This is a genomic window from Bradyrhizobium sp. AZCC 1577, assembly GCF_036924575.1.
In the GTDB taxonomy this organism is placed as follows: Bacteria; Pseudomonadota; Alphaproteobacteria; order Rhizobiales; family Xanthobacteraceae; genus Bradyrhizobium.
The window spans coordinates 2,604,260-2,629,540 of sequence record NZ_JAZHRQ010000001.1 but is presented as its reverse complement, the minus strand read 5'-3'; the positions used below and the strand labels follow the sequence as shown (position 1 = coordinate 2,629,540).

The 25,281-nt window shown below is 58.1% G+C and carries 22 protein-coding genes and 1 pseudogene; 13 read left to right on the top strand and 10 right to left on the bottom strand.

Features of this window, described 5'->3' with window-relative positions; all coding sequences use genetic code 11:
• Positions 1–130: 130 nt before the first annotated feature.
• Positions 131–303 (top strand): annotated as a pseudogene (locus tag V1278_RS12300) (tyrosine-type recombinase/integrase); the annotation flags it as partial.
• A gap of 167 nt (positions 304–470) precedes the next feature.
• On the opposite strand, the gene V1278_RS12295 reads toward V1278_RS12300, so the two are convergent.
• Positions 471–716: a hypothetical protein gene (locus V1278_RS12295; RefSeq protein WP_334380888.1), complete on the bottom strand. Its 246-nt coding sequence runs from the start codon at positions 714–716 to the stop codon at positions 471–473.
• Between V1278_RS12295 and V1278_RS36915 the strand changes: the two genes are divergently transcribed.
• Both V1278_RS36915 and V1278_RS12290 read left to right on the top strand, forming a co-directional pair.
• The gene (locus V1278_RS36915) at positions 667–780 is read left to right on the top strand and encodes a DUF3551 domain-containing protein (protein ID WP_334476345.1); all 114 of its coding nucleotides are present in this window, start codon (positions 667–669) and stop codon (positions 778–780) included. The genes V1278_RS12295 and V1278_RS36915 overlap by 50 nt on opposite strands.
• Positions 781–1,536: 756 nt before the next feature.
• Positions 1,537–1,746, top strand: coding sequence for a hypothetical protein (locus tag V1278_RS12290; protein ID WP_334380887.1), 210 nt, complete (start codon positions 1,537–1,539; stop codon positions 1,744–1,746).
• A 367-nt stretch (positions 1,747–2,113) separates the two neighbouring features.
• Here the strand turns inward: V1278_RS12290 and V1278_RS12285 are convergent, their stop codons facing one another.
• On the bottom strand, positions 2,114–2,512 hold the full coding sequence (locus V1278_RS12285) for a hypothetical protein (RefSeq protein WP_334380886.1): 399 nt from the start codon (positions 2,510–2,512) through the stop codon (positions 2,114–2,116).
• Between the two features lie 908 nt (positions 2,513–3,420).
• Between V1278_RS12285 and V1278_RS12280 the strand changes: the two genes are divergently transcribed.
• The gene (locus V1278_RS12280; protein ID WP_334380884.1) at positions 3,421–3,585 is read left to right on the top strand and encodes a hypothetical protein; all 165 of its coding nucleotides are present in this window, start codon (positions 3,421–3,423) and stop codon (positions 3,583–3,585) included.
• 487 nt (positions 3,586–4,072) lie between these two features.
• Positions 4,073–4,258: a hypothetical protein gene (locus V1278_RS12275; RefSeq protein WP_334380883.1), complete on the top strand. Its 186-nt coding sequence runs from the start codon at positions 4,073–4,075 to the stop codon at positions 4,256–4,258.
• A 9-nt stretch (positions 4,259–4,267) separates the two neighbouring features.
• Here the strand turns inward: V1278_RS12275 and V1278_RS12270 are convergent, their stop codons facing one another.
• Positions 4,268–4,453 carry a hypothetical protein gene (locus V1278_RS12270; protein ID WP_334380882.1) on the bottom strand — a complete coding sequence of 62 codons (186 nt, stop codon included), beginning with the start codon at positions 4,451–4,453 and terminating at the stop codon, positions 4,268–4,270.
• A gap of 201 nt (positions 4,454–4,654) precedes the next feature.
• Between V1278_RS12270 and V1278_RS12265 the strand changes: the two genes are divergently transcribed.
• Entirely contained in the window at positions 4,655–5,068 is a 414-nt protein-coding gene (locus V1278_RS12265) for a hypothetical protein (protein WP_334380881.1), read from the top strand.
• Between the two features lie 199 nt (positions 5,069–5,267).
• Here the strand turns inward: V1278_RS12265 and V1278_RS12260 are convergent, their stop codons facing one another.
• Positions 5,268–6,020: a hypothetical protein gene (locus tag V1278_RS12260; protein ID WP_334380880.1), complete on the bottom strand. Its 753-nt coding sequence runs from the start codon at positions 6,018–6,020 to the stop codon at positions 5,268–5,270.
• Between the two features lie 600 nt (positions 6,021–6,620).
• Here V1278_RS12260 and V1278_RS12255 point away from each other — a divergent pair.
• Together V1278_RS12255 and V1278_RS12250 are read left to right on the top strand one after the other, a co-directional pair.
• Entirely contained in the window at positions 6,621–6,857 is a 237-nt protein-coding gene (locus tag V1278_RS12255; protein ID WP_334380879.1) for a PilZ domain-containing protein, read from the top strand.
• A 220-nt stretch (positions 6,858–7,077) separates the two neighbouring features.
• On the top strand, positions 7,078–8,862 hold the full coding sequence (locus V1278_RS12250; protein ID WP_334380878.1) for a PHA/PHB synthase family protein: 1,785 nt from the start codon (positions 7,078–7,080) through the stop codon (positions 8,860–8,862).
• A 957-nt stretch (positions 8,863–9,819) separates the two neighbouring features.
• Here V1278_RS12250 and V1278_RS12245 read toward each other — a convergent pair.
• The 6 genes from V1278_RS12245 to V1278_RS12220 all read right to left on the bottom strand — a co-directional run bounded on the left by V1278_RS12245 (position 9,820) and on the right by V1278_RS12220 (position 18,357).
• Entirely contained in the window at positions 9,820–11,286 is a 1,467-nt protein-coding gene (locus V1278_RS12245; RefSeq protein ID WP_334380876.1) for an exopolysaccharide biosynthesis polyprenyl glycosylphosphotransferase, read from the bottom strand.
• Positions 11,287–11,372: 86 nt separating this feature from the next.
• Positions 11,373–12,368: an NAD-dependent epimerase/dehydratase family protein gene (locus V1278_RS12240; protein WP_334366963.1), complete on the bottom strand. Its 996-nt coding sequence runs from the start codon at positions 12,366–12,368 to the stop codon at positions 11,373–11,375.
• 312 nt (positions 12,369–12,680) lie between these two features.
• Entirely contained in the window at positions 12,681–14,165 is a 1,485-nt protein-coding gene (locus V1278_RS12235) for a right-handed parallel beta-helix repeat-containing protein (protein ID WP_334380875.1), read from the bottom strand.
• Between the two features lie 146 nt (positions 14,166–14,311).
• Complete coding sequence (locus V1278_RS12230) at positions 14,312–15,346, bottom strand: glycosyltransferase (protein ID WP_334366961.1); 1,035 nt, start codon at positions 15,344–15,346, stop codon at positions 14,312–14,314.
• A gap of 297 nt (positions 15,347–15,643) precedes the next feature.
• Positions 15,644–17,026: an O-antigen ligase family protein gene (locus tag V1278_RS12225; protein ID WP_334380874.1), complete on the bottom strand. Its 1,383-nt coding sequence runs from the start codon at positions 17,024–17,026 to the stop codon at positions 15,644–15,646.
• Between the two features lie 68 nt (positions 17,027–17,094).
• Positions 17,095–18,357 (bottom strand): polysaccharide biosynthesis/export family protein, encoded by a 1,263-nt coding sequence (locus V1278_RS12220; RefSeq protein WP_334384160.1) that lies wholly within the window; start codon positions 18,355–18,357, stop codon positions 17,095–17,097.
• Positions 18,358–18,780: 423 nt separating this feature from the next.
• Here V1278_RS12220 and V1278_RS12215 point away from each other — a divergent pair, with 423 nt between their 5' ends.
• The 5 genes from V1278_RS12215 to V1278_RS12195 are packed head-to-tail and all read left to right on the top strand — an operon-like array spanning position 18,781 to position 25,232.
• Positions 18,781–19,761 (top strand): UDP-glucuronic acid decarboxylase family protein, encoded by a 981-nt coding sequence (locus tag V1278_RS12215; RefSeq protein ID WP_334366958.1) that lies wholly within the window; start codon positions 18,781–18,783, stop codon positions 19,759–19,761.
• Positions 19,743–20,573 (top strand): WecB/TagA/CpsF family glycosyltransferase, encoded by an 831-nt coding sequence (locus V1278_RS12210; RefSeq protein WP_334380873.1) that lies wholly within the window; start codon positions 19,743–19,745, stop codon positions 20,571–20,573. The genes V1278_RS12215 and V1278_RS12210 overlap by 19 nt, the downstream gene beginning before the upstream one ends.
• 40 nt (positions 20,574–20,613) lie before the next feature.
• Entirely contained in the window at positions 20,614–23,043 is a 2,430-nt protein-coding gene (locus V1278_RS12205) for a polysaccharide biosynthesis C-terminal domain-containing protein (protein ID WP_334380872.1), read from the top strand.
• The gene (locus V1278_RS12200; RefSeq protein ID WP_334380871.1) at positions 22,985–24,427 is read left to right on the top strand and encodes a hypothetical protein; all 1,443 of its coding nucleotides are present in this window, start codon (positions 22,985–22,987) and stop codon (positions 24,425–24,427) included. Before V1278_RS12205 ends, V1278_RS12200 begins: the two co-directional genes overlap by 59 nt.
• A gap of 19 nt (positions 24,428–24,446) precedes the next feature.
• Positions 24,447–25,232: a polysaccharide deacetylase family protein gene (locus V1278_RS12195; RefSeq protein ID WP_334380870.1), complete on the top strand. Its 786-nt coding sequence runs from the start codon at positions 24,447–24,449 to the stop codon at positions 25,230–25,232.
• Positions 25,233–25,281 lie beyond the last annotated feature (49 nt).

Below are 25,281 nucleotides of genomic sequence, written 5' to 3'. Positions count from 1 at the left end.
GCTTCATCGACCATCCTCCAACTCCAGTAAGTGTGACCACTGACGGCAACTCACGTTGCCTTCGGAAGTTTGCTACCTTTCCCGGAGCGTCCGAGGTTCAACGGTAACAGATGTCGCCAAGGTCCCAAGGCTGTTCGGAACGCATTCACTACGGCGAACGAAAGCTATCCTAATCTACCAGCGGACTGGCAATCTCAGGGCCGTCCAGCTTCTGCTTGGGCATGCCAAGATCGAAAGCACGGTCCGATATCTCGGCATTGAGGTCGATGAAGCCCTGATTTAGCGGAACAAGTGGATGTCTGAAGTACCCGGGCAGAGCGGACATGCTCTGCCCGCCTTCTCACCGCCGGTTTGTGCCAATAGCTGCCGATCGTGCCGATCAAAATGGCCAGCGCGCCTCGCCCACCGGGTAGCACAATTCACTCTTGAAAAGCTGCCCATGGTTCTCCTTCGCGAACACGCTTTTGCGGCTATCGGTGGCTCCATGCTGGGGTCGGGAACCGGAGCTTGGCAGACGCGAGTTCGTCAGGCCAGACCACAACCTTCTGACCGTCCTGCCATTGGACGAAGAGGCCCTTGTTGGCAGTCTGATATCCCCGCTCATCCACGGCATAGTCGCTGAAGATCGTCTTGATCTTGAGCTTCAGCAAATGCCGCGACACGTCGCTGCCTAAATGCAACGCGTCGGCATCGGGCCGCTCGGCACAGTGCGTCATCAATCCATATTTCGGGGGCGCGCAAGAGCCCGCGGATTATCGGCGGCATCGCCGGGTCTACTGAAGTGAACCGCATTTGTCGCAGAACCGCTTACGCCATGCTTGTGATCTTGGTGCTGGCGATCGTCTGGCAAATCCTAGGATCGCTTTAGGAAACTATGGCCAGGGAGATGTGATTGAATCGCGCTTAGTTGGGCGCGTACCATGAACACCACGGATCAAGATATCGTACTGCGGGCTATGGAGGATGCCAGGCGCATCCTCGGGGAATACATCGCGCGACGCCACGGCAACGGTGCACCGGCTAATAGCCGTTCTCGATCGGGGACGAAGTTGTCCACGCTCTGGATCGCATGAAACGGCGCCGGACCATGCGGCTCGTGGAATGAAGCGGCCCCGGCAATACGCAACGCGCCGGGGCCGCCGCACCTGGAGATACCCCGGCTAGGGGCTTTGGGGGCATGCAGTCGGGGGACTTACAGAATAGCCGCCACCGGGGGCGCGGTCTGTACGGCCGCTGACAAAGACCAGGCCCGCCAGCGTGAACCGCCGGGGCCATGTCATACGCCTGTGGCATAGGCATTGCACCTAATCCAACGACTGGAATTTCAGAGCCCAGTCTGAGAAGCCGGGACAGTTTATTTCGAGCCCGCCGGCGTATCTTTTTGAAACTCCCCGCCATGCGGCAAGCACCCGGCTTTAACTAAATATTTAGACATATCAGTTGGCATTGCTTTGAACTGAACGACTGAGCGATTCTGGAAAGCAGCCTCACAGATCAAGCACTATTGCCTGATCCCATGCAGTCTGGATTGGCACCATGACGTCAGATTTTTCGATTGGCGATCGTGTTCAACTAAGCGCACTCGGCGCATCACGCTGTCCGCGCCTTGCTGACAAGGCGGGCACTATCGTCGGGCAGAGCAGCGTCTACGTAAATTGCGCCCGCGTCCTGCTCGACGGAAACAAGTCACCAACCACCGTTCATCGCGACTATCTCGAAGCAATTCTGTCGGTCATTGCAGAGTGAGTGCCTGTAACAATCTATGGCACCGCCGGACATGAATGCGGGGGACCGCAATGCCATGGTTGGAATTGCTCGCCTGGCTAATGATTGCAGGAGGCCTGTTGGTGCTGGTGGCATCCATTGCGCTAGCATTCAGCATAAAGAACGAGGTCGAAACCGACCCAATTCTGCTTCCTGGAGAGCTGACCTCATGGAGATCACAGCATCTCCCTTCATCGGAGCCGATTTCCAAGACGAAAAAGCCGGACCTCGATTAGTAAAGGGATGACTTCCACAGCATCGGAAGCGCTTGACGATTGGCGCCGCAAGGAAGGCGATCTGCCGAGCCGCCCAGAAGCCATCCGCCGGCTGGTAGAACTGGGCCTAAAGTCTAAGCGCCCCGCCTCCTAAACTTCACAACTCTTCCCGGACCCAGCGCTCTTCGTGGCGACGGTGGCCTAGGTTCACGCGGGCGGTCTGGGAAGAACGCCGTCCATTGATCATCGGTGTAGCCGTAAAGCACACTCCACCAGCTTTCAGAAAGCGACGCGCCTGACCAAGGCACCTCAGGCGTGTCCTCGATATCGTTCGGGTCGTCTTTGTCGATCTCGATCGGCACCGAGATCGCCGGACTTTCCCAAGTAATCCCACCATCTGGCAGCTCAGCATATTCGCAATCGGCGACCTCGGTGCACTCATCGATAATGGTGACCAAATCGTCGGCCTCGTCAGCGAAATAGAATCCTACAAGGTCACGAGTATCGATCACGCGGACGAGATAGGCGGGCATGGGCGGTTCCCTCAACGCCAGCCATCATCTCCAAATGCCGCGCAGAAAACAACCATTGCACTGCTCCACCAAGCGCGCGACGCGCCGGCAGATGCAGAGCTTGTGACCTCTTCGAGTGCAAGTGGCGGCGGAGTTAGATAAGCTAAAACAGCAAGTCCGGGTGACTGAAAGTGCCAAATCCAGAACACCGCGATCAATACGATTGCATGGTTAGTCAGAGCTTTGCGAAGTGGGTGATTACCAATTACATGGTGCCAAAGAGAGACCGCCTTCGGGCGGTCTTTTTGTTGGTGATTGCGCCGGCAGATGCAGAACCTGCGTCGCGGCGGCCCGATATCGGCCGAGGCCACGATAGTTTCACAGTTTGCGAGGATCGGTACTGAGTCGGCGCCAGACCCGGATCACCTCAAGGTGTCCGCAAATGCAGACACTGCGGAAACTTGGTCCGAGGAAAACGACCCGGAAGGCGTGGCGCTCGAGTATCCGGTCATCGAATGACCGGATCGGCCGCAGGACTGCTTACGCGATGATAGCTATCCTGATTTTCGCGATTGTCTGGCAGGTGCTCGGGTCGCTGTAGCGGCCCCGGCAATACGCAACGCACCGGGGCCGCCGCACCTTGGAGAAACCCCCGGCTTGGGGACATGCCGGGGATGTGCAGACTAGACCTCAATCGGACCGATCGTCTGTACGGCCGCTGACAAAGGGCGGGCCGGCTGAACCACCTGCCTGCGCCGCGAATGAAAGAGGCTGCCTGAGTTAGCGGCCTCTTCGCAAAGGCTCTGCCCACAAATTGAAGCGCCCGTAAGACTCCGGATGTGGCTCTCAAACTCGACGAATCCTGTTGAAGCTGCCGTCTCCCCTCTTCACAATGAAGTATTAGTATTAGTTAGTGAGGGATTTTCTAAATGCCTTCTCTTCAGCCGCGCATTGATATTCAGCAACGAATTGACGCCTACTCCATCCTTCTGACGCAGCGCGCCGAATTGGAGTTGTTGCGCGAATTGGTCAGGCAAGCGCAGGTAGCGCTGCGGTCCGTCGATCGAAGGAAAAAAGAAGCCCGCCTAGCGTGAGTAAGCGGGCGGCCTCAGTCCTCATGGCCTAAAGAGCCCGCGCCCCATCTTGGCGAGACACATGCCAACCCGGATGGTGTGTCTCGGGCGAGATCCCGCCCAAGCCCTTGGGCCGTTTAGCGACTCGCTGGATCGTGGCGATGGCCCTGCACTTCAGCCGCGCTTTCATCCGGCGTCGACCGGGCTGCAAGCGCCGGCCCGCCAAGGTTGGCGCTCGATCCTTGAGATAGGTTGTGCCAGTGAACTAGGCAATGTGCAGTGGGGCTCGCCTAGCCCTCACAATGCGCCAGCTTGCGCTTCGACAGTTGCAGGGCAGTTCGGAACGTGTGCCCGGCCATATCCCAGCCATCTCCTCCTTGCGGCCCACCGAAGCTGACGAAACGCGTCCAAGCATTTTTCAGCCCTATGTGCTTTTTCGTACAGACTGTCACGACCGGAGAGGATTAGCCTGGTCGATCCAAGTGTTGTAAGGCTTTTGAGGGCCAACATGGAACAGTCGCTTGAAGTCCGCACGCAGCGCCTTCTGCAGATCTCGATCGATCTTCACAACCGAATGGCGGAAATCCAGAAACTGAGAGAGATGGTGCGATCAGCGGAGGCTGCACAGCGCAGCCAAGAGCCGGTCCATCCTGCGATCATCGGGCAGCCCGTCGGCAATGAGCTGCACGTCTAAGTAAGCGGACTAGCGACTGCGAGACTTCGTCGGCCCGACATCGCTCGACGGCTGATCGAGCATTTGCAATCTATGCTCGATCTCGGCCTTCTTGGCCTTCAGTCTCTCGCTAAGGACATCCTGCATCATTTCGCGGAGCTCAAACAGCTCATCGATCGTCATGGATTCCCACTGAGATTCCCATTCGCTCTTCATGATGCGCTGCCACGATCATGAATCTTATCGGATCAAGGAACAAGCAATTCAAAGAGCCAACGCACGGAATCCGGCAAATCCCGATAGATTGTTGAACTGTATTTGCCGAGAACACCTGAACCGTATTCGATGAGAACAGTTCCGCGGCTAATGTGACTTTCTCAACAGAATTGCGGGTGCGATGAGGCGCGAACAGGCGAAATGCGTGAAAGCGGCGCCACGAAAATCCTCCTTGTGCATTGCGTCCGCGGTCGCGCGATCGAACTGGACGCGGCTTACTGGCCTGCGTTTGTCCGATATCGAGCCGCGATTTACCTGCCAAGTGTGCGGCCATCGTGGCGCGGAAGTCCGGCCAAAATTCGAGCCGGCAAGAATGGGTACTCGATGATGTACGCCTCCCCTCGCCCATTTGCCGATCCGGAAAAGGCCGCGCGCCTGCTCCTCGCGATAGCCAAAGGCGGTCGATCCACATTGAGAAGGTCAACGGGCCGTTTCTGTTACAAGGCATGGCGGAATATCGGAGCCGGCATCAATCTCGCGATCGAGCGCGGTTGGCTGGTGATGCACGAATCTGGGACGTTCGTTACCTTGGCGGCCGGTTCCGATCTTCGATAAGCCGAGCTAGCTGATCCTCAAAGATCGCTTGCGATCGCTCGAAATGCTTGATGCCATACGCTGCCGTTGTCGCTCGACTATCCTGCGATGTTCTTCTTACATGCCAACCCGCCTCGACATCCAGTAAGGATAGCGCCCCTAACCGATTTAGACCAGTTCCCCTCGGCCCCGATGCGCTGCGCTAGCGTCAAGCGGGTGGCTACCTCAAAGCGGACGCATTACCCACAGTTTCGCCGAGGTACTTTGATTGGGGGTCGTTTCGCAAAATAGCGGGTCGGCGCGTATGCTGTGGCCGTCGTGAAGGCATCGCTATAGATGGTCTGAACAGCCAACAGGTGAGCCAGTCGTTTGTTGTCGGCAAGCGCGATAGCGCCAATGTCCGATGGCATCCGTAGCGCCCGCGCGGTTCGTGCTCAACGCGAGCTGGTTCAACCGGTTTCATTGCCGATTTGCTGATCCCCGTGGCGGCGTCCGGCTGCAAAGCGGTCTGATCGGGCTTCAGGAAGGCGTTGCTGTTTGTCCGGGCGGTCAAGGAGACACCGGGCTTCTCTTCCACAGCGGCAGGTTTCCGTTCCATGATGCGCCGCGCGTTCGCCAGTTCGGTTGCCAACGCCTCGGCCCTGTCGCGCTCCTGCCGCAGAGACTGACGCAGGTCCGCCGTCGCGCTGTCCACCGCCTGCTTAAGCCGCTCCGCCTCGTTGATCTTGTGCGCCGATAGCAGCTTCTCGACGTCCCCTAATAGCATGTCGACGTCCCGCCGCTGGTTCACCAGTTCGGTCTCCAGCGCCTTGGCCCAGTCGCGCTCCTGCTGCAGAGACTGCTGCAGGTCCGCCGCGCCACTGCTTGAATGGCGCCGAATTGGCCAGTCCCTGCGGGCAGCGTGGCATCCCGAAATCAATAAATCCTGTGATGTTGCTGCCGGGCCGCGGTCCGCTTTTCTGCCAGTCCGCACCGGACCAGTCGTAAAGGCGGTGCAGGATTCGCCGTTCCCCACCAGATGGTGTTGGTTTCAGGATTGTAGCGTTTAGCTTTGCGCGACTGCCGAGAATAATAAGGCACCAACTGTTGGGGCGCTGTCGTTCACGATCTGGCGCAAGCGCATAGAGTAGCGCGGTGTCAGCAATCGGCATCGACCCCGTCGGTCCGGTCCCCGTCGGCGGCCGCCGAGACTAACAAGTGCGACGCGGCCCCGCGGGATCGAAATAAATAACCGACGGCTGTATGAGCGATTTAAAGGTCGCTTGGATCAAATGCCAATGGTGCAGCCATTTTTGAGGAGGATCGAATGCAATCGGCGCTAAAATTGCAGGAAAGGCAAGCCTTTGCAGAACTTCGGCTCAGACCCCCGACCGCTCATTTAATTTTAATTTAATTTTTATATTTCAGTTTAATTCGCAACTTTAATGTGGTATTTTAATGGCATTTATTTAATTCAAGGCTCTGAGATCGGATCGGCTTCCGAGATTTTGACGAGCTTGTTTTGAGGGCAGGAGGTGCCCGACGACAATCGATTTGCGCTCGGCGGGGTGAACTCTTTACTCGGAGAAAAACTATGGAGCAGAAAAGTTCCCATTCGACACGCATCCCAAAGTCCGGCTCAATCAGCTTCGGCCGTTCGAAAGCAGATTGCTTGATTCGCAGCATCTCCGCATACGGTGCCGCCCTTGATATCGCTGGAGATGAAAAGATTCCCGACGAATTCGCGCTGACTGTCATTCCGGACGGTGGCCCGCGCCGCTGTTCAGTCGTCTGGCGTAAAGAAAAACGTATCGCCGTCGCATTCTATTGATACGCCACCAACTCATGCGGATGCAGGTGGAAGACTAGGGCCATAAGCGCGCCGGGGGCTTTCTCGAACAGGAGCTGCGTACACGGAAGACCGGTTTTACATAACTAATCAACCCTATCTGCCGACCGTGCGTGTATCCAACCGCATCCGGCGAGATGTTAGTTTTCTTGGAAGTTACCCAAACGGCTTTGGTCAGGCCTGTCAACAGCAGGAGAGAGCTTTGGCCGACAAACGGATGCAGCCCACCTGGGATCCGATTGCCCTTGCGGCGCAACTGCGGAATATCGCGGAACAAAACCAGCTACTGATGCAGCGCTTCGCGTCTCATCAGCCGGGCGCGATCAATTTCGAGATGGGCGGCACGTCAACGCTCAGGTTCGATTTTTTCGAGCTCATGACCAGGATGATGACCGACCCGGTGGCTGTCGCCCGCGCCCAGATCGACCTATTCTACAACTCTCTAGGTATCTGGCAGAAAATGGCGGAACGCATGCTTATGCTGCGTGCACGCGAAGCCGATGCCCCGAAAGACAAACGGTTCAGGCATCCGGACTGGAGCGAGAATGCTATCTTCGACTTTGTGAAGGACAGTTATCTCGTTGCTGCCAAGTCGATTCTTTCTGCTATCCGCGAAGTCAAAGGCATGGACGAGGCCTCTGCTCGCAGGGTCGATTTCTACACGCGCCAGTTCGTTGATGCCTTGTCGCCTTCCAATTTCGTCACCACCAATCCGGAGGTCCTCAGCGCAACCCTGGAATCCGGCGGACAGAACCTACTGCGTGGTTTGCAGAACCTTCTTGCCGATCTGGAGCGCGGCAATGGCCGGCTTGCGATTACAATGACCGACATGAATGCTTTCCGCCTCGGCGAAGACATCGCAACGACCCCAGGAAAAATCGTCTACCAGAACGAGCTCATGCAATTGATCCAGTATACGCAGTCGACAAGAGAAGTCCGGAGGCGGCCACTGCTGATCATCCCGCCATGGATCAACAAGTTCTATGTTCTCGATCTACAGCCAAAGAACTCCTTCATCAAATGGGCCGTCGATCAGGGACATACGGTGTTCGCCATCTCCTGGGTGAATCCCGATGAGAAGCTCGCTGAAAAGGGCTTTGAAAATTACATGCTCGAGGGACCTTTGGCGGCATTGGACGCGATCGAGTCCGCGACCGGTGAGCATAACGTCAACGCAATTGGCTATTGCCTCGGCGGAACCCTGCTCGCCTCGACGGCGGCATATTCGGCCGCGAAGGGCGACGACCGGATTGCAAGCGCCACCTACTTCGCGACGCTTGTCGATTTTACCGAAGTCGGGGATATGGCCGTCTTCATCGACGAAGGGCAGCTGGCGTCTCTCGAAAGACGAATGCGCGAGCGCGGCTATCTGGAAGCGCAGGATATGGCGGCGGCGTTCAATATGTTGCGCGCCAATGACCTGATCTGGTCCTTCGTCGTCAGCAATTACCTGCTCGGCAAGGAGCAAATTCCCGTTGATCTTTTGTTCTGGAATTCCGATTCGACGCGCATGCCAGCGGCGATGCATTCGTTTTATTTGCGTAAGATGTATCAGCAAAATCTCCTGGCAAAACCCGGCGGCATCACGTTGGCGGATGCGCCGATCGATCTATCGAAAATCAGGACTCCGACCTTCATTCTGGCTACGCGCGAAGACCACATTGCGCCGTGGAAATCGACCTATGCCGCGACACGCTTGTACTCCGGGCCGATCAAATTCGTTCTAACCGATGCGGGCCATATGGCTGGCGTGATCAGCCCACCGGGCAGCAAATATGGACACTGGGCGAACGACAATTTGCCGCTCAGTCCCGACGAATGGTTCGCCGGCGCGACGTCTCATCAAGGGTCGTGGTGGCCGGTCTGGGACGAATGGGTAACGCAACTCGATTCGGACCGCGTTCCTGCGCGTGAACCTGGCGGTGGCAAGCTCACGATTATAGAAGACGCGCCGGGCTCTTACGGGCGGGTGAGATGGGCAGCGTAGAAAACAAAGTAGCGGCTTACCGATTTCTCAGACGGGTCATGAACTGAACCAGAAACGACGTCCGTGCCGAGCCGTGTAGCCCTTATTCATCAGCGGACATGCGTTGGACGGGACGGCAGGTCAAGTTTGTGCCCATTAGCGGAAGTGGCCAGGCTCACTCAATCAACCTCCTTCATCCAACGCGCAATCCTCGGCCAATACTCGTCGAGCGTCCGCTTTCCCATGAGTAGACCCAGATAATTACACGGCGCGACCTCGTGGCGGACATATTCCGGCTGCGTTCCTACCAGCCGCTCCACTGCAAGAAATTGTTCCGGGGCGACCACATTGTCGGCGCTCCCAGCAAGAAGATACATCGGAAGCCGAAGACGCGAGAGGTCGATCGTGCCCCAGGGCGATGAAGCTTCCGCTGGCGAGTTGCAATTGCGGCGCCGAGTACAGACGCACCGAAGAGAAGTTCTTGGTGCCGCATACTGGTGACGCGATCTGCGCGGTCTGCGGAGCTGCGCTATAATCGTGGTCGGAAAGCACGTACGTTCCCATATATGAACTTGTTGAACGTCCAGACAGAAAGCCGGAATGACTAGCGTGACGGGCGAAATCCTCTCCTCATGTCCGTTCAGGGTCGATCGAGCCGGTTTGACGATGTCCGAGCCACTTCCGCTTTACCCCTCATAGCCGGGCCTGCGCGTCAAGATAGGCAGTGCGGCGGTCCTACTGGATTTCCATTAGCGTCGGACAGTTGATCCTTCCTCCGACCAAACGGCGCGACGTGAGCCCGCAGCGAGCGGTCGCGCAGTAAACAACGACGCCGGAATCGTCACGCCGTACGGGATGCCACTCGTCAGGTTTGCTCCGCTGTTCGGCAACTCTCGCACTCTGACCTCTGCTTTGACCACGACGACGCGGAGTGCACATCGTGACGACGTTCACGCGATGAGGCCCGGGAAGCCGCATTCACTTGGCGCCTCTACCGTTTAGAACAACAATCACTGTCTGCAGCAGAATGTAGATATCAAGCCAGATGGACCAGTTTCGAATATAGAAGAGATCTTGCGCCTTCTGAACCTGCAAATCGCCGTTGCTCCGGGATGAGATCTGCCACATGCCGGTGATGCCGGGCTGAACGCTGACACGAATGATTCGGAATTCGTGATCAAAGCTATTCATATGATACGCGGGAAACGGCCTCGGACCGACGAGACTCATATCGCCACGAATTACGTTCCAGAGTTGCGGCAGTTCATCAAGACTGGTGCGCCGCATGAAACTTCCGATGATCGGCAGTATCCGAGGGTCGTGCGTGAGCTTGAAAAAGCGCTGCCATTCCGCGCGCGCCCGCGGATCGCGGCGCAGATGCTCCTCCAGCCGTTGTTCGGCGTCAGTATACATCGTGCGAAGCTTCAAAGTTCGCAACGTCTTCGACTTGCGCCCGATCCGCTCCTGAACGTAGAACGCGGGGCCCGGATCGACAAGCTTAACGGCAAACGCAAGAACGACGATGATCGGCCACGCCAGTAGCGCAATGGGAATCGCGAGAAGAATATCGATGACTCGCTTAAGTACCTGATTGTGCCACAAACAGAGGTCGCGCCTGATCTCAATTCCGATTGCCCCACCGAGCATCTGCGTACGCAGCCACAAGCTCTGTACATCTCGCACATCCTCGACCAGCAGGAAGCGACAAGATGACATCCATCGCTGCGGGTCAGACGTGAGCGCGGAGAGTTCATCCGCAGAAACGAAAATCGCGAATTCGACATGAGGACTTATTCGGCCCAGCTCCGCTATCCGCCCAATCAGCGGGAACGGAAGCGCCGCGTTGCACAAATCTGTGTCGCGAGAAGTCTCGATGAATCCGATCGGCCTTAAGCCGAGGGAAGGCTGATCCACGAGCAACTGGGCCACTTTTCGACTGTTATCACCACAGCCGACTAAGGCGACCGAAGCTCCCCACAGATCGAGATGGATCAATAGGGTCCGTATCATCGTCTCGACGTAGTGACCGAAGACCAGCAGACAAAGTGCTTCACTAAATCCCACAAGGAGCAGGCCCCACTGTCCATCCGGAAGTCCGATCAGCAATTCGATCGCCATCAGGCCCATGATACCGATGGCGCGCAGCCGGAGACGCTCATAGGGACTAGGCCCACATCCGGTGTATAGGCGAACGCAAGAAAACACCAAAATGAGGAGGGGTATCAGGAGGTGTTGGGGGCCGGGCGGTTGCGTACCAGTCATCTCAATCAACGCTCGACTGAGGGACATGGCGGCAATGGCGGCAACTACATCGCCGAACACCAACGTCGCGACGACAACGGGCTTTCGAAATCGATTGGCAAATCCCTCATCGCCCCTACGCCAGCCACGATAACGGCTCTTCGGCGCATCGCTCCCCGGAAGAATCGCCCCAACTTCTGCCATTCGCACCTCTTCCCGATTTTGGGTATCTCTGCGACAGGTGTTTTGCGGACCACATCCTGCTTGATCGGCAAACGCGATTCCGGCTCCTACTCGGCCGCAGTCACCATAGGCTGACCCAGTTGACCTCGTATGCACGCTTCGATCCATCGATAAGTCGGGATGAGCCCTACTCGCAACGGCGTCTTCGGCTCCCAGCCGAGAACACTTCTCAGCCGCGAGTTGTCACTGTTGCGACCGCGTACGCCTTGTGGACGTGAGGTGTCGTACCGCTTCACTAGCGTCTTGCCCGCGATTTCGCAGACGATGTCGACGAGATCGTCGACGCTGACCAATTCATCGGTTCCCAGATTGAGCGGCGCGCTATAGTCGGACTGCATGATGCGGTAAATGCCTTCGACGCAATCATCGATGTACATGAACGATCGCGTCTGCTTCCCGTCGCCCCAGACCTCGATCTCGCTGTGATCCGCGAGTAACGAGACTTTCCGGCAAATTGCGGCCGGAGCTTTCTCACGGCCTCCCTCATAGGTGCCGAGCGGCCCATAGACATTATGGAAGCGGAGGACTCGTGTCGAGAAGCCCCAGTCCTCTGTGAAGTACTGACAGAGCTTCTCCATGTAGAGTTTTTCGAGCCCATAGCCCTCCTCGGGCTGCGCGGGAAAGGCGTCTTCCTCGCGCAAGGGCACGACATCGGGCTTATTCTGAAGGTATTGAGGATAAATGCACGCTGATGACGAGAATAGGAACCGCTTCACTCCGTTCTCGCGGGCTGCGCGGAGCGTATGCGCATTGATCAGCGTATTGTTGACAGCAATTTCCGCATGAGACGAGCTGATGTAGCCGATACCACCCATGTCGGCGGCAAGGTGGTAGACCTCATCGATGTCTTTGGTCGCTCTCATGCAGTCGGCAGGCTTCCGAAGGTCTGCGATCACAAACTCGTCAGCCTCCGTTCTTTCGTATTCCGGACCCTTAATGTCGACACCGCGCACGACGTATCCACGCTTGGCGAGGTACTTGACGAGATGGTGCCCAATAAATCCGCCCGCTCCAGTCACCAGCACGGTCGCTTGTTTACGCATTGCACTCGCTCCCTACAGTTTCCTGCCATGGGCCGATTTTTCCTGCCATGGGCCGATTTATTGATGATACTCGTTATTGATGATACTCGGGATCGAGGCAGATCGATCACTGCAACAATGGAGTAATCCGGTTGGGCCTCTGCTCTGGAACGCGCTCTCGAACACATCGCCGCGGCGATCCGAGTGAGATCGCTCAACATGCGTGCTGCGGGCCGATTTCTGTTTCATGGCTTCCCGCGGCCGATTACAGTCTCCATGTCGTATGACAGCCGAGGCGAACCGATGACCTGAGAGTTTCAGGCAGACCGGCAATCAATAGACCACCAGCCGCCCCTTCGGCTCCAGGCCTTTCCCGCGGAACGTCTCCCAGTCGAGAACCTCATGTCCCCACACAAAGCGCGCCGGCCCGCCCGTTTGCGGAACACGATAGACATTCCCGTCAAACAGGTTGTCGCCGTCCATGATGATGGAGAAGTTTTCATGGCCCGGCTCGACGTCGGACGCGCCTCCAGCACAGGCGGCGCCCTCAAAAGTCATCTCGTTGTCGCGGACTGAGTTGTTGCGCGTCTTGTATATCGGACCGCTGCGAGTCCGAGCTTGGTCATCGCGGCCTTGGTCTATCAGCATGACTCCGCATCTGCCTGGGCTGACAGCCAGTGTGTTGCCATATACCTCCACGTCCTGCGATGCAGCAACGAGAATGCCGCTGCCCCCGAACCAGCCATTGTTAGCGATGCCGTTATGGCGGACGATGTTGTTGCGAATGACTGCGTTGAACGAGATTTCGTGAAAAATACCGGCGCCGTGGTTGCGCTCGACGATATTATTCTCGTAAACTACGTTGCGGCAGTTGATATCACACCACAAGCCGGGACCGAAGTTGTCATGGATGTGATTGCCACGAAACACGACACCATCACCCAAGGCGATCTTCACGCCACCAGCTTCCCACGAAGACGAAAATCCGCGGATATTGTTTGCCCAAACCTGATTGCCCTCGATCAGGACGTCTCGGCCTGCGCCGGTGATACCGATCTGGCCATTGTGATGAATGTTGGAGCCGCGTACGCGACTGCCAGTACCGACCGCGATTCCAGCCCCGCTGTTCAGCCGCACGTCGCAGTTCTCGACGATCCATTCAACGGCTTCTTGGGCTTGAATCGCGCCCTTCTCAGCAACGCTCGCATATTTCTCGATGATGACGTTCCTGATCACCACGTTGGACGCCCTGCTCTCGAACGCGAACGCGGCCACCGTGGCCTCGACCTTGCGGCCCGTCGGGTCATCGGCGAAATAGATGCGGGACCTAGCGTGATCGAAATAGAACCGGCCTGGCTCGACGCTCTCCCTAGTTAGCACCTGGACGAGAGGCTGGTCATCGATGAACAAACCTTCAGGCAAGTTACAAGCCGGAACCGTTTTCGTGCATTCCCCATGTTTTCGTCCAACCTGTACTTGCCCACTCGCCACCCAGTACCCTTCCTCGAGGCTGAAGGTTGTGAGCAAGCGGCTGCCGTTGAGAACCGTTTGGCCCTCGCCCTGGAAGCTCTGCCCCGGCTTGGGGCGAATAGCTTGCATCCGGTGAATACCATTCTTGAGGCAGAATGTTGCGCCACGGTCGGCGCGGTCGACCGCGGCCTGGATCGACGCACCGGGCTCCACGGCAAACGCATTTCGGGGGCAGGGCGCGTTGCTGACCCCCTGTGCGGTGGCTGTCGCGACCAGTTGTAGAGCCACGGCAAGCAGGATGCAGACCATCACCCGGCAAATTGCGGCCTCGGCCGCAATCAACCGCATCAGTGCCCGCCACAGCGGTCGACCAGGGTGTTGGGCATCATTCACCCATCGCCAAAAAGCATCATTCGGTCGATCGCAGCAGATCATCACTGACTCCTAGCCGACCACGCACCTGCACCATGAGTCCGACTTTCGACCTAGCGGCTTCAAAGGGACCTTCGTTCGAGGCGAGGTGTTGACTGGGAATTCTCGGAGAGCAGGTCAGCCATCGCCGGGCTTCCTCCAAAGATCTCTTTCAACATGTAGTTGGCCACCGCCGAACGCGTATGGTTGGCGAGTACATGCCGCCGGCCGGCCTCGGCCATACGCAAAAGCCGGTCCTTGTCCACGAGAAGTGCCAGCAACTGGTCGGCGAGCGAACCCCGGTCGGCGTCGTAGTAGAAGCAGTGCACGCCGTCCTCGAGATAAAGACGGCGACGGTACCTCGGGCTGCTGATCACCGGAACGGAGCCGGCGAGGCAGGCCTCGTAGTGACGATAGCAATCCCACCCATAGCCTTCCGGTGAGAGCACCAGCCATGACCGGGCAAGCGCCGTCATAAACTCAGGATAAGGCAAAGGCGTGCACGGCGTGACGACAGGGAGACCGCGAGCAGCCAAGCTGTGAGCCGCATCGAGGGCTTCCGTTCTTATCCCGTTGCAGAGAGCACCGGCGAAAAAGATGTCGATATCCTTTCCGCGCGGGGAAGGCACGTAGCGCTCGTCCGGAACGAACAGGGACAGGGGGCGAACTCTGTCAGGCGCTTGCAGATCTAGGATCCGATCGAGGTCCAATTCTCTCTTGAAATAGAGTGTGTTTCGCGGAAACAGCCGGATCGTCGTCTCGCAGAGATCGCGTTCGTCCCTGACGTCGACGATAGCATGGCGGTTGGCGCCGATGATGAGACGATTGAGCAGCCTTGAAAATGCTGGCGAACGACCAAACGCCTGCAGCATGCTTTTAGCCAGCAATTTGTGCAGAGGTTGATCGAACCTGTGGTCGGGATGGATTGCCGGAAGCACGATGAGATCGTAGGTCTTGTTGCAAGCATGCCGAAGCGCGCTCGCAACGGTCGACGAACCGAATGCTTCAGGCCGATGAGGTTCGTCGGCGGTCAAAGGTGAGCCCCATCGGATCCAGACCGTGCTGTCGGGTTGCAGCGCCTTGAAAAAGCCGGAGCGAGAGATCTCGAGTATCCTCATCGGTACGCTACCTGCACACGATTTGCTTCCCGCATCCAGCTTGAATGCGGCGATGGCTCCGACCTATGCGCGAAAGAGGGGAAAGCTCCGTTGTCGCAGTATTTGGCGCTCCGCTCGAACCCTTGCGCGATTGTAGGCGGAGCGACGATCGTTTCTGTCGATCATTATATGTTAGATGTGCGCCGACCATTCTGTTCCTAGCCTCTCGCGCTGAAACCCTAGCATTAGGAATGCTAGTACCGAGTAACGCCGCGGCTAGCGCAGTCGACTGTAACGGCCCCATTGCGCCGGGCGCGCTCATGGCGCCTCCTTGGCGGGCACTGCCTTGGAGCCAAACAAGACTGCGTGGTGCGGCAAGACGCTGAGCGCCTGCGCACGATAGACCATCACCGACCCGATACCGAAGCCGATCAGACACCAAAACCAAATGCCCTGCATGGGCCCTTCGAGCGCGACGTCGAACGTGGCATTGATGATCATGGACATGACGTAACAGCCGATGAATAGGAAGAGGCCGGCCCACTCGGCCTGCCGGCAGCGCCGAGCGGTCAGCAAGGCGTTCATCAGCATTGCAAGCCAGGAGGCGAGGAAGAGGATCCACAGTGCCACGCCCGGAACCCCGGCGCGCGCCAGCAGTGTCATGTGGACATTGTGGGGACTTCGCAGCGCCGGTACATTGTGATCGGTGCGAAAGCGATCCGCGTCGGCCAGATTCAATCCGAAGCCTCGTCCGGTCCAGAAATTCGGCCCATAGAGCGTATCGTTGACAATAATGCTCCACCATTCCAGGCGCCATTCCTTCGTGCCTTCGGTCTGCTCTCCGGCCCGGCCGCCGATGCTCACAACATTATCGATGAGCTGACGTGTACTGATGGAGCGCTCTTCGCTGGAGCGCGCCTCGCTATACTCAGTGAAAGTCGGCTCAACGGTGTAGGCTGCGGCAAGGATCACCAGCCCGGTCAGGAGAACGGCTGCCATCTCGCGTATCTTCCCGAGCGTGAGCATCGCAAACGTGACGGGAACGGCAAAAGCAAGCATGCCGCCGCGGCTCAAGGCGCTAACCGTTGCCAGCGCAGCGGCGAGAAGGACGATCCAGAGCAGCGTCACCTTGCGAAATCGCACAAGGGCGAACACGGCAGCTCCGGCCAAATGCACCGCGACCTCGCCGGGCCCAATCCAAATCAGCCGGACAGTTGTTCCGGGCACATACGGAATGGAATCCGCCAAATGATGATTGAACGCAAAAAGGAAAGGGATTGCCGGGATATAGATTTTCAAGAAGGCACCATAGTAGCGAACTATCGTATTGATGCGGCGAGCGTCTTCCAGCAGCAGTGCAATGACGATGAAGGCGAAGGCCCCATACATGATTAAGACGCTGTCGCGCAGCGCATCGACGCCATATACCCCAACGAAGGGCAGCGTGCGTAACAGTACCCAGATCATCAGAACAGACAGGAGAGGGCTCGGTAGCTTCGCCAGTGCAGCGATAAGGCAGCCTGTCCGCAGGAAGACGACAATGCCAGCGAAGAGGGCTACCTCGCCCATGTAGATGGGTGGGAAACCGAGGTAGGCGAACCCTTTACCCATCATCGCATATCCCAGCAGCACGCCGCCGAGCAGCGCCAGATAATGATCGCCCAAGCTCATTGGTCGTGAAGCACTTGAAATGTAAGCCATAGGCTTTCCAAACGCGGAAACAGGGGCCACCGCGGGTCTGCCCTCACGGCGGTTACCCATGCCGGCTACTACCGGGAAACCGAAGCGACCGGCCCTTCAGACTCTGGTGGTTCCATTTGATATGGACGCAGACTAGATTGGCTGGCCGGAGCGCTCCGAGGCGATTCACGGGGAAGCGACTTCTTGACATCGATGATGTCGCCGGGCTCCAGGGCTGTTGTCTCGGTTGCCTGGAAGATGGTGGCCTTGCCGTTTTGAGTGCGCGCGACGCTGATGGAGCGAGAGGCTTCGGCTCCGGCCATGCTGCCAGCCTGCTCTAGCTTTACGTCGCGGATTTCGCGCGCCGACGGCAGCGCAACATCAAGCTCCCTGAGGCGCTCGCGCACTTCCCGCAATTCGGTAATGACCTGTCTCTTGAAGGACGCCTCGGCCTCATGAATCTTGATGTCGAGCTCACTGGCCTCCATCTGCAGGCGCAAGACCTGAGTCGTTAGCCTCCAAAGCTCGCTTTCCTGGTTCGCCTCTGTAATCCTGAACTGCAGTTCCGCATTGACGACGCCGAGGCCCTGTTTGACCAGCCGGCTATATTGATCGGCATGCTGCTTGACGATTTCAAGCTGCTTCTTCGCCGCCGTAATCTGCCCGTTGAAGGCCTCGATCTCTTTTTCTAATCGCGGCTTTTGCGAGTGCAGCAAGTCCAGTTGACGTTGCAGGATGGCCGACTGCCTTTCGAACGTGTCCGTCTCGTCCGCTACTATGCTCGACGCTTGCGGCTGCGCGGTCGCGCGTCCACCTGACATAGGAGCTCCCTCGGTCATGCCCTGCGGAGGAGAGAAGGTCTTCATGCCGTCGCGTTGCGCTTCGAGACGCGCACGACGAACGAGCATAGCCTGCTTCTGGAAGCTCAGCTGGCGCACACGCTCGTCGGCCAGAAGGAACTCGGAAACGGCCGTCCCGTGAGCCAATTGGGGAAGCGCGAAACCGCCAGCAACAGCTACGGCGCTCTGCACGGTGCTGCCGTAACGGAAGGGATAGGCACCCGGCGCGCGCACGTCGCCCAGAATATATAGCGGCCGGAGCTCGCTAATGCGTACGCTGACTGAAGGTTGCTGGAGAATTCCATCGCCAAGCCGGTCTCGAATAAGGTTCTGGCACTCGAGCGTCGTCAGGTCCTTGACTTCGATTGGGCCTATGAGCGGCAGGACAATATTGCCAACCCCGTCGACGAGCACCTCGCCCGATAACTCTGCCTGCCCGAACACGGTCACAGTGATCCGGTCGCCTGGCCCGAGCTTATAGACGCGACTGTCCCCCGGGGAATCCGCAAGCATAGGGGAGGAGAATGCGAGTACGCCGAGCAGAGCTGCCGCTCTTGTACATTGATACACTGCAGTCGCACAGCGGTGCCCGAGCGTGCCGGCCGTTGCCCTCCGACCAGGAGTCATGGCGTTCTCCTCGCGCTCCTCGCGACTTTGCACTTAAACCGAATAGCGCTACATCGATTTTGATACAGTCTAGCGGCCGCCCAAGGGCCGTCGGGCACGAACAGTGGCTATGGGTTAAGGTCTTCGTGAGTACCCCATAGGTATGCGCGGGATACCCCGCCTTTGCTGGCCTATGTTCTGTCCTGCCCCCAATGAGCAATTCTCAACTTTCGTCCTGCCGATCACACTCCGAGGGCCGGCAGCATCAGCTTGCAGGCAGATCAGCTTGGACGAGAGAGATCTTGTCGCGATCGCAACGGGAGGTGTGTGGTGAAAAAGCGGGTGCTTGTGACGGGGGGTGCGGGCTTTCTGGGCTCGCATCTATGTGCACGGCTGCTCGAGCAGGAGTGCCAGGTTCTCTGTGTCGACAACTACTTCACAGGCTCGCGCCGCAACATCGAACCACTGCTCCTCGAGCCGGCTTTCGAGGTCATGCGTCACGACGTGACGTTTGCTCTCTATGTGGAGGTGGACGAGATCTATAATCTCGCCTGCCCGGCCTCGCCGGTCCACTATCAGCATGATCCAGTTCAAACGACTAAGACGAGCGTCATTGGAACGATCAACATGTTGGGTCTCGCCAAACGCTTGCACGCGCGCATTTTGCAGGCGTCCACCAGCGAGGTGTACGGCGATCCCGACGTCCATCCGCAGAGCGAAGAGTACCGCGGTCGAGTTAATTTAGCAGGCCCGCGCGCCTGTTACGACGAGGGCAAAAGATGCGCCGAGACGCTGTTCTACGATTACAAACGTCAGCACCGGCTCTCCATAAGGGTCGCGCGCATCTTCAATACATATGGGCCGAACATGCACCCGCAGGACGGGCGCGTCGTTTCCAGCTTCATAATCCAGGCTCTGAAGAACGAGCCGATCACCATATTTGGCTCGGGGTTGCAAACGAGGTCGTTCTGTTATGTCGATGATCTCATCGACGGCCTCACGCGTCTGATGAATGTCGAGGGCGACGTCGACGGGCCCGTCAATCTCGGAAACCCCTCAGAAACCACCATTTCGGAGCTGGCCGAGCTTATCATCTCCCTCGTCGGCTCGCGCTCGAGGTTAGAGTTCCGAGCGCTGCCACAGGACGACCCCCGGCAGCGCTGCCCGAACATCACCCGCGCCACGCAACTCCTACATTGGCAGCCGGCGGTGCCGCTCAGGGAAGGCCTGAGCCGAACCATCCGCTATTTCGATAGGCTGCTTTCGAGTCCCGACGAAGCAAAGAAGATCGTATGGAAAATCGCCAGCTAAATTCCGCCGGCCCCATTCGCGACGACCGTGTCGACATTCTTGGCGTCGGTGTCAGTGCAATCGATCTGGACGACGCTATCGCAACGATTGAGCGCTGGATCAGCAGTCGCAGCTGCAACTACGTCTGCGTTACCGGCGTTCACGGCGTTTTGGAGAGCCGCCGCGACGAGCGCCTGCGCCGCATTCACAATGATGCCGGCATGGTAACGCCCGACGGCATGCCGCTGGTGTGGCTTTCGCGCCTCTATGGCAAGAGTCGCATGGACCGAGTCTATGGTCCGGATTTGATGCGGAAAATGACGGCCGTTTCAAGCCGGCGCGGCTACCGCCAGTTCTATTACGGCGGCGCCGAAGGAGTGGCCGACAAGCTCAAACAAGTCCTGATCACAGCGCACCCAAAGCTCGACGTGGCGGGCTTGCTTTGTCCCCCTTTTCGCGAGTTGACGCAGGAGGAGGATGAGGCCGCGGTTGTCGCGATCAACGCGACGCGACCAGACATCGTATGGGTGGGACTGAGCACGCCGAAACAGGAGTTCTGGATGGCGAACCACATCGGGCGCATTGAGGCACCGGTCATGATCGGTGTAGGGGCCGCGTTCGACTTCCTGGCGGGCGCCAAACGTCAGGCTCCGCTGTGGATGCAGCGAAACGGGCTGGAGTGGCTGTTTCGGTTGTGCTCGGAACCGCGCCGCTTATGGCGCCGCTATGCCTACATCGTGCCCGCCTTCCTGTTACTTGTCGCCGGAGCGGTCGTCCGCCAAGCCATCCTATACTCTGTGAATGCACCTTCGCGACTGCGGTCTCAGAGGTAACTGGCTCCGCAGCAGATCCCACTAGAGACCCCGTGGCCTGATGCTTTTGTCCCTCTCCTGCTTGCGTGTCCTCGTGGGTGAAAGGCTAGCCCATGCCGACCCGGCGGCCTACGAGGCTGACGCGAGCAAGGCGCAGGGACAACAAGCAAGTGTGTGGGCTAAGGTACAGGGCACATTGTCATGGAGCCAGGCATTAGCGCTGACAGACCAGGCGGTGGTCAGCGCTGCTAGTTTTCTGACCACGATTTTAATCGGTCGCTTCGCCCAGCCGAGTGAACTGGGACTTTACTCAATGGGCTTCTCCCTGCTTGTAACATGCCTCTGCATCCTGGAATCGCTGATCTCAACTCCCTACACAATCCACCAGCATCGTTCCTTTGGGATGGCAGCCGAACATGCAGGCGCCTCGCTGGGACAGGCTGGCCTGCTTTCCGCCCTGGTTGCCGTCGCACTGGCTGCCACCGCCTGGGGGCTGTCCGCCCGCGGCACATGGCCTGAGCTCGGGACATTGCTCTGGGTGCTGGCGGCGGTCGCACCGCTTGTGATGCTGCGAGAATTCTGTCGCCGGTTAGCTTTCGCGCATCTTCGCATGGCCCAAGCTCTAATACTCGATACGGCGGTGGCGGCCATTCAGCTTGCGGCACTCGGCTGGATGGGATGGACCGGGCACCTGTCTGCTGTCTCCGCGTACGCCGCGCTCGGCGGCGCCTGCGCCGTGGCCTGTATCGTGGGGTTGTACGTCGTCCACGCCAGCTTCATGGTCCGCATCGACCAGATTTGGGCCGCGACGAAGGAGAATTGGGGTCTGGGAAAATGGCTTCTTGCCGTGCACCTGACCTCGGCGGTTCAAGGTTCGCTTGTCTATTGGTTGCTGGCATGGCTCGCTGGCACGACGGCGACGGGTATCTTCGCCGCGTGCATGAGCATTGCGTTGCTCTCAAATCCTTTGATCCTTGGGGCCGGCAATCTCCTCACTCCGAAACTTGCCTTGGCCTGGAATGAGGGTGGTGGCGAGCGACTGCGGCGCGAGAGCATCCGGAACGCAATGTGGCTCGGCGCCGCAATGGTCTTGTTCTGCGTGGCGGCGTTGCTCGTTGGTGAAGTCGTGATGCAGTTCCTCTACGAGGACACCAATTATGCCGACCAAGGCCACACCATCACGGTGCTGATGGTAGCGATGCTGGTGATGGCCATAGGCATGCCGGCAAACGACGCGCTGACAAGCATGAAGCATCCTCGTGTGATCTTCTGGACCGCTCTATGGGCGGCTGTTGTCACCGGTAGCCTCGTCTGGTGCCTAGTGGTGACTTGGGGTTCGGTGGGCGCCGCTTACGGAATCCTCGCAGGAAACCTGGTCAAATCGACGGCACGTTGGATCGCGCTCTTGTCGCTCGTCCCACGGACCGGCACGCGGACAAATTCCGGAAGGATAAGCGCGACGCCCATCCCCTCGAAAGTGCTCCCGGTGCTCCAGCAACTAGCCCCGGGTTGCAAAACAAACGACTGGATAATTGAAAAACTTGCCGAAGGGGTCGAGGCCAGCATTTATCACGTACAATGCTCGGACCACCACCTGCCGGTCTGGCAAGACTACTGTAGCGTTGTAATTAAGCTGTACAAACCGTGGCTATCACCGGATGTCAAACTGGTGCGCTGCCAGTTTGAACTACTGTCACGGCTGCATACCGCCCTGGACGGCAGCGCCATTAACGGCTGGAAGATCTCTATCCCGACGCCAGTCTATATTTGCGAGTCTCCCCTGGCCTTGGTCACCTCCAGGGTCACGGGTAAGCCGCTTGGCTCTTGGCTGGATCATGGCAACATGCCCCCCGAAGTGTTTCAATCGCTTCCGCACGCGATCATCGCTGCGATGAATAGGTTATGGTCGAACGGTCTACTCCACGGAGACCTGACGCTCGATAACATCCTTTGCGACGTCGGAGCACGGAGTCTCTCATTTGTGGACGCCGGCAGGCGAAGAACTTGCTCTTTTGACGATGACCTCAGCAGCCGTTGGGAGCCGGCCTCGCACGATCTGGCGCACATGCTCTATGATGCAGCAGTATCTGTGTTGAACACGATCGTCAGCCCCGTCGCCTGCGCTCGCAAGCGAAGGTTCGCCGAGGGTGTCGTACTAGCATTCGTCGAGACGATCGGTTCGCTAGAAGCACGAGGGTCGCAGTTAGAGGAGATCCGGGCCTGCGTACGGCTGCATTTGATGGCCCTGGATAGTGTTTCATGGTCGCCGCGCGGGCTGTACCAAATGCTCCAAAGACAAATCGGCCGTTTACGACTAAAGAAAACCATTGGCAGAGTGCAAGCCGATGCAGGGCTGGGCACCGCTCAGCTGTCGGAATTTCTGAGTCCGCCAGGGCCGCCCATTCGTGAACGGGATTTGAGGAGCAACGCCAATGCGAAGCATGAAAATTGTACATCAGGAAAAATCGTCGGCGCTAGCCGACGGCGTTGACCAGAGCGGCCCAGGCCGGATCCTGCTTGGTGTATTTGAGACGCTGGACCGCGCCGAGATACCCTATTGCGTTCTGCACGGGTATGAACGCTATCCCCAGCGGATCACGTCCGATGTGGACTGCATGATCTCCGCTAGCGTTCATCCAGGCCAGCTAGCAGCCTTATTTCATGAAAGTAGGGGAATCAGCATTGATGCCGACCTGGTGTGTTTCAGGGAGTACTACTTCGTGCTCGCTGGCAGGAATGCGGACCTCTCGCCAAGCTATCTCGTGCTAGACTTAAGCATTGATTATGAGCTTGGCGGGCTCAGGTTCTACAACGGCAGGGAGGTTATAGAGAGCCGTCGCAGGCACAGTCGTTTCTGGATTCCGGCACCGCCTGTCGAGTTCGGCTGCTATCTGGTTAGGAAAATTGCGAAGGCGCAGCTAAACGACACGCAGGGGCGAAGGCTCAGTACCGTGTATGCGCAAGATCCGACCGGTTGCCAGCAGCATGCCGCTCGTTTCTGGGGCGCTAGGAACACGGCGCTGATCGTCTCCGCCGCTAGTTCCGGCGACTGGACCCCGGTGAGGCGTTGTCTGAGTTGGCTTGGTGCAGAGATGCGGATGCGTGCGATGTTGAGAGAGCCCCGGCGGTCGATTGGGAATTGGTCGCGCCGCATGGGACACCAAATTCGCTCAGGGTTGTGGCCCGAGGGGGGGCTCAGTGTCATCTTTCTCGGGCCAGACGGTGCCGGCAAGTCGTCTGTCATAAAGTTGGTGCGTCAAGATTTGGCCGGTGCCTTCGCTCGAACGACGTGCCACTACTTTGCGCCTGGCTTACTCAGTCTGTTCCGCCGCCCCTCGGGCCCAACTCTACCACACGCTGCAGCTCCGCGATCGCGCATGATATCGGTCATGCTGGCGCTGTGTTATTGGCTGGTGTACTACCTCGTTTACTACCGTCTGGCGATTCATTTTGCGTTGGCACGCTCTACCCTCGTCTTGCACGACCGCCATCTCGTCGATGCTCTCGTGGATCCCAAGCGCTATCACTATGGCGGCCCGACCTGGTTGCTGCGCCTGATTTGGCGTTTCACTCCCAAACCTGATTTGGTCATGCTCCTTGACGCACCGCCCGGGGTAATTCAGGCCCGCAAACAGGACGTTCCAATTGAAGAGACAGCCCGGCAGCGCGGGGCTTACCTGTCGCTGATGAAGACAATGAACAATGGACACGTCGTTGATGCTGCCCGGCCACTGGAGCACGTCGTCCGCGACGTAAGCGACATCATTCTGCGGCACCTTGCAATGCGCATTGCGCGCCGCCTTGGGCTAGAACAGAACAGGGATGCCGGGCACAACCCAGTGGTGCATTCACAACTGAGAAATGAGGCTCCCTGACCTCTGAGGGAGATCGAGAATGAAGCCGGCGACTTTCATCACAACCAGTTGGGACGACGGCCATCCGCTGGATTTGCGCGTGGCCGAGCTGCTCTCGAAGTATGGTTTGCGCGGCACATTTTACGTCCCGAGGATCGCCGAGCATGAGACGATGTCGGCAGCCCAGATCCGGGAGCTCAGTCTCGCCTTCGAGATTGGTGCACATACCCTACATCACGCTGTCCTGACCGAGGCCACCGAGCAAAAGGCGTGGCAGGAGATTGCCGGCTCCAAATCGTGGGTTGAAAGCAATACCGGCATCCGATGCCTGATGTTTTGTCCGCCGAAGGGAAAGTACAAAAATAGGCACTTGGAGATGGTCCGTAAGGCAGGGTACTTGGGTGCGCGCAATGTCGAATTATTGTCGCTCGACTTGCCCCGCAAGAATGCGGGGATCATGCTGCTGCCGACCACGATCCAAGCCTATCCGCACGGCTCCTTTGCGTTCGCGAAGAACGCGGTCAAGCGCATGGCCCTCACGAACCTCTTACGGCTGATAACTCATGGTCGTTCGATCGATTGGCCTGAGTTGACGCGATCCTTGCTGTACGAATCCCTCAGATGTGGCGGCATGCTGCACCTGTGGGGACATTCATGGGAGCTGCAGGAAACCGACCAGTGGCGACGCCTGGATGAGGTTTTGCGTTGCATGAGTGAGTTCGCAATCCAAGCCCCCTCGCTTACCAATGGACAGATCTGCCAACGCGCATTGTTGTCGAGCGCGTCAACTGACGAAGTAGCGCGGCGGGAAGAAATGGACCTGTGAAAAACATGAGGTGAGACTTCGGAAGAAATGGCGCATCTCGCGGACGGAG

Excerpts from the sequence above, each read along its gene's own strand:
- V1278_RS12295 (WP_334380888.1), bottom strand. The coding sequence starts at position 716 with ATGACGCACTGTGCCGAGCGGCCCGATGCCGACGCGTTGCATTTAGGC.
- V1278_RS12290 (WP_334380887.1), top strand. The coding sequence starts at position 1,537 with ATGACGTCAGATTTTTCGATTGGCGATCGTGTTCAACTAAGCGCACTC.
- V1278_RS12285 (WP_334380886.1), bottom strand. The coding sequence starts at position 2,512 with ATGCCCGCCTATCTCGTCCGCGTGATCGATACTCGTGACCTTGTAGGA.
- V1278_RS12280 (WP_334380884.1), top strand. The coding sequence starts at position 3,421 with ATGCCTTCTCTTCAGCCGCGCATTGATATTCAGCAACGAATTGACGCC.
- V1278_RS12275 (WP_334380883.1), top strand. The coding sequence starts at position 4,073 with ATGGAACAGTCGCTTGAAGTCCGCACGCAGCGCCTTCTGCAGATCTCG.
- V1278_RS12270 (WP_334380882.1), bottom strand. The coding sequence starts at position 4,453 with ATGAAGAGCGAATGGGAATCTCAGTGGGAATCCATGACGATCGATGAG.
- V1278_RS12265 (WP_334380881.1), top strand. The coding sequence starts at position 4,655 with ATGCGTGAAAGCGGCGCCACGAAAATCCTCCTTGTGCATTGCGTCCGC.
- V1278_RS12255 (WP_334380879.1), top strand. The coding sequence starts at position 6,621 with ATGGAGCAGAAAAGTTCCCATTCGACACGCATCCCAAAGTCCGGCTCA.
- V1278_RS12245 (WP_334380876.1), bottom strand. The coding sequence starts at position 11,286 with ATGGCAGAAGTTGGGGCGATTCTTCCGGGGAGCGATGCGCCGAAGAGC.
- V1278_RS12240 (WP_334366963.1), bottom strand. The coding sequence starts at position 12,368 with ATGCGTAAACAAGCGACCGTGCTGGTGACTGGAGCGGGCGGATTTATT.
- V1278_RS12235 (WP_334380875.1), bottom strand. The coding sequence starts at position 14,165 with ATGCGGTTGATTGCGGCCGAGGCCGCAATTTGCCGGGTGATGGTCTGC.
- V1278_RS12230 (WP_334366961.1), bottom strand. The coding sequence starts at position 15,346 with ATGAGGATACTCGAGATCTCTCGCTCCGGCTTTTTCAAGGCGCTGCAA.
- V1278_RS12225 (WP_334380874.1), bottom strand. The coding sequence starts at position 17,026 with ATGGCTTACATTTCAAGTGCTTCACGACCAATGAGCTTGGGCGATCAT.
- V1278_RS12220 (WP_334384160.1), bottom strand. The coding sequence starts at position 18,357 with ATGCTTGCGGATTCCCCGGGGGACAGTCGCGTCTATAAGCTCGGGCCA.
- V1278_RS12210 (WP_334380873.1), top strand. The coding sequence starts at position 19,743 with ATGGAAAATCGCCAGCTAAATTCCGCCGGCCCCATTCGCGACGACCGT.
- V1278_RS12205 (WP_334380872.1), top strand. The coding sequence starts at position 20,614 with ATGCTTTTGTCCCTCTCCTGCTTGCGTGTCCTCGTGGGTGAAAGGCTA.
- V1278_RS12200 (WP_334380871.1), top strand. The coding sequence starts at position 22,985 with ATGCGAAGCATGAAAATTGTACATCAGGAAAAATCGTCGGCGCTAGCC.
- V1278_RS12195 (WP_334380870.1), top strand. The coding sequence starts at position 24,447 with ATGAAGCCGGCGACTTTCATCACAACCAGTTGGGACGACGGCCATCCG.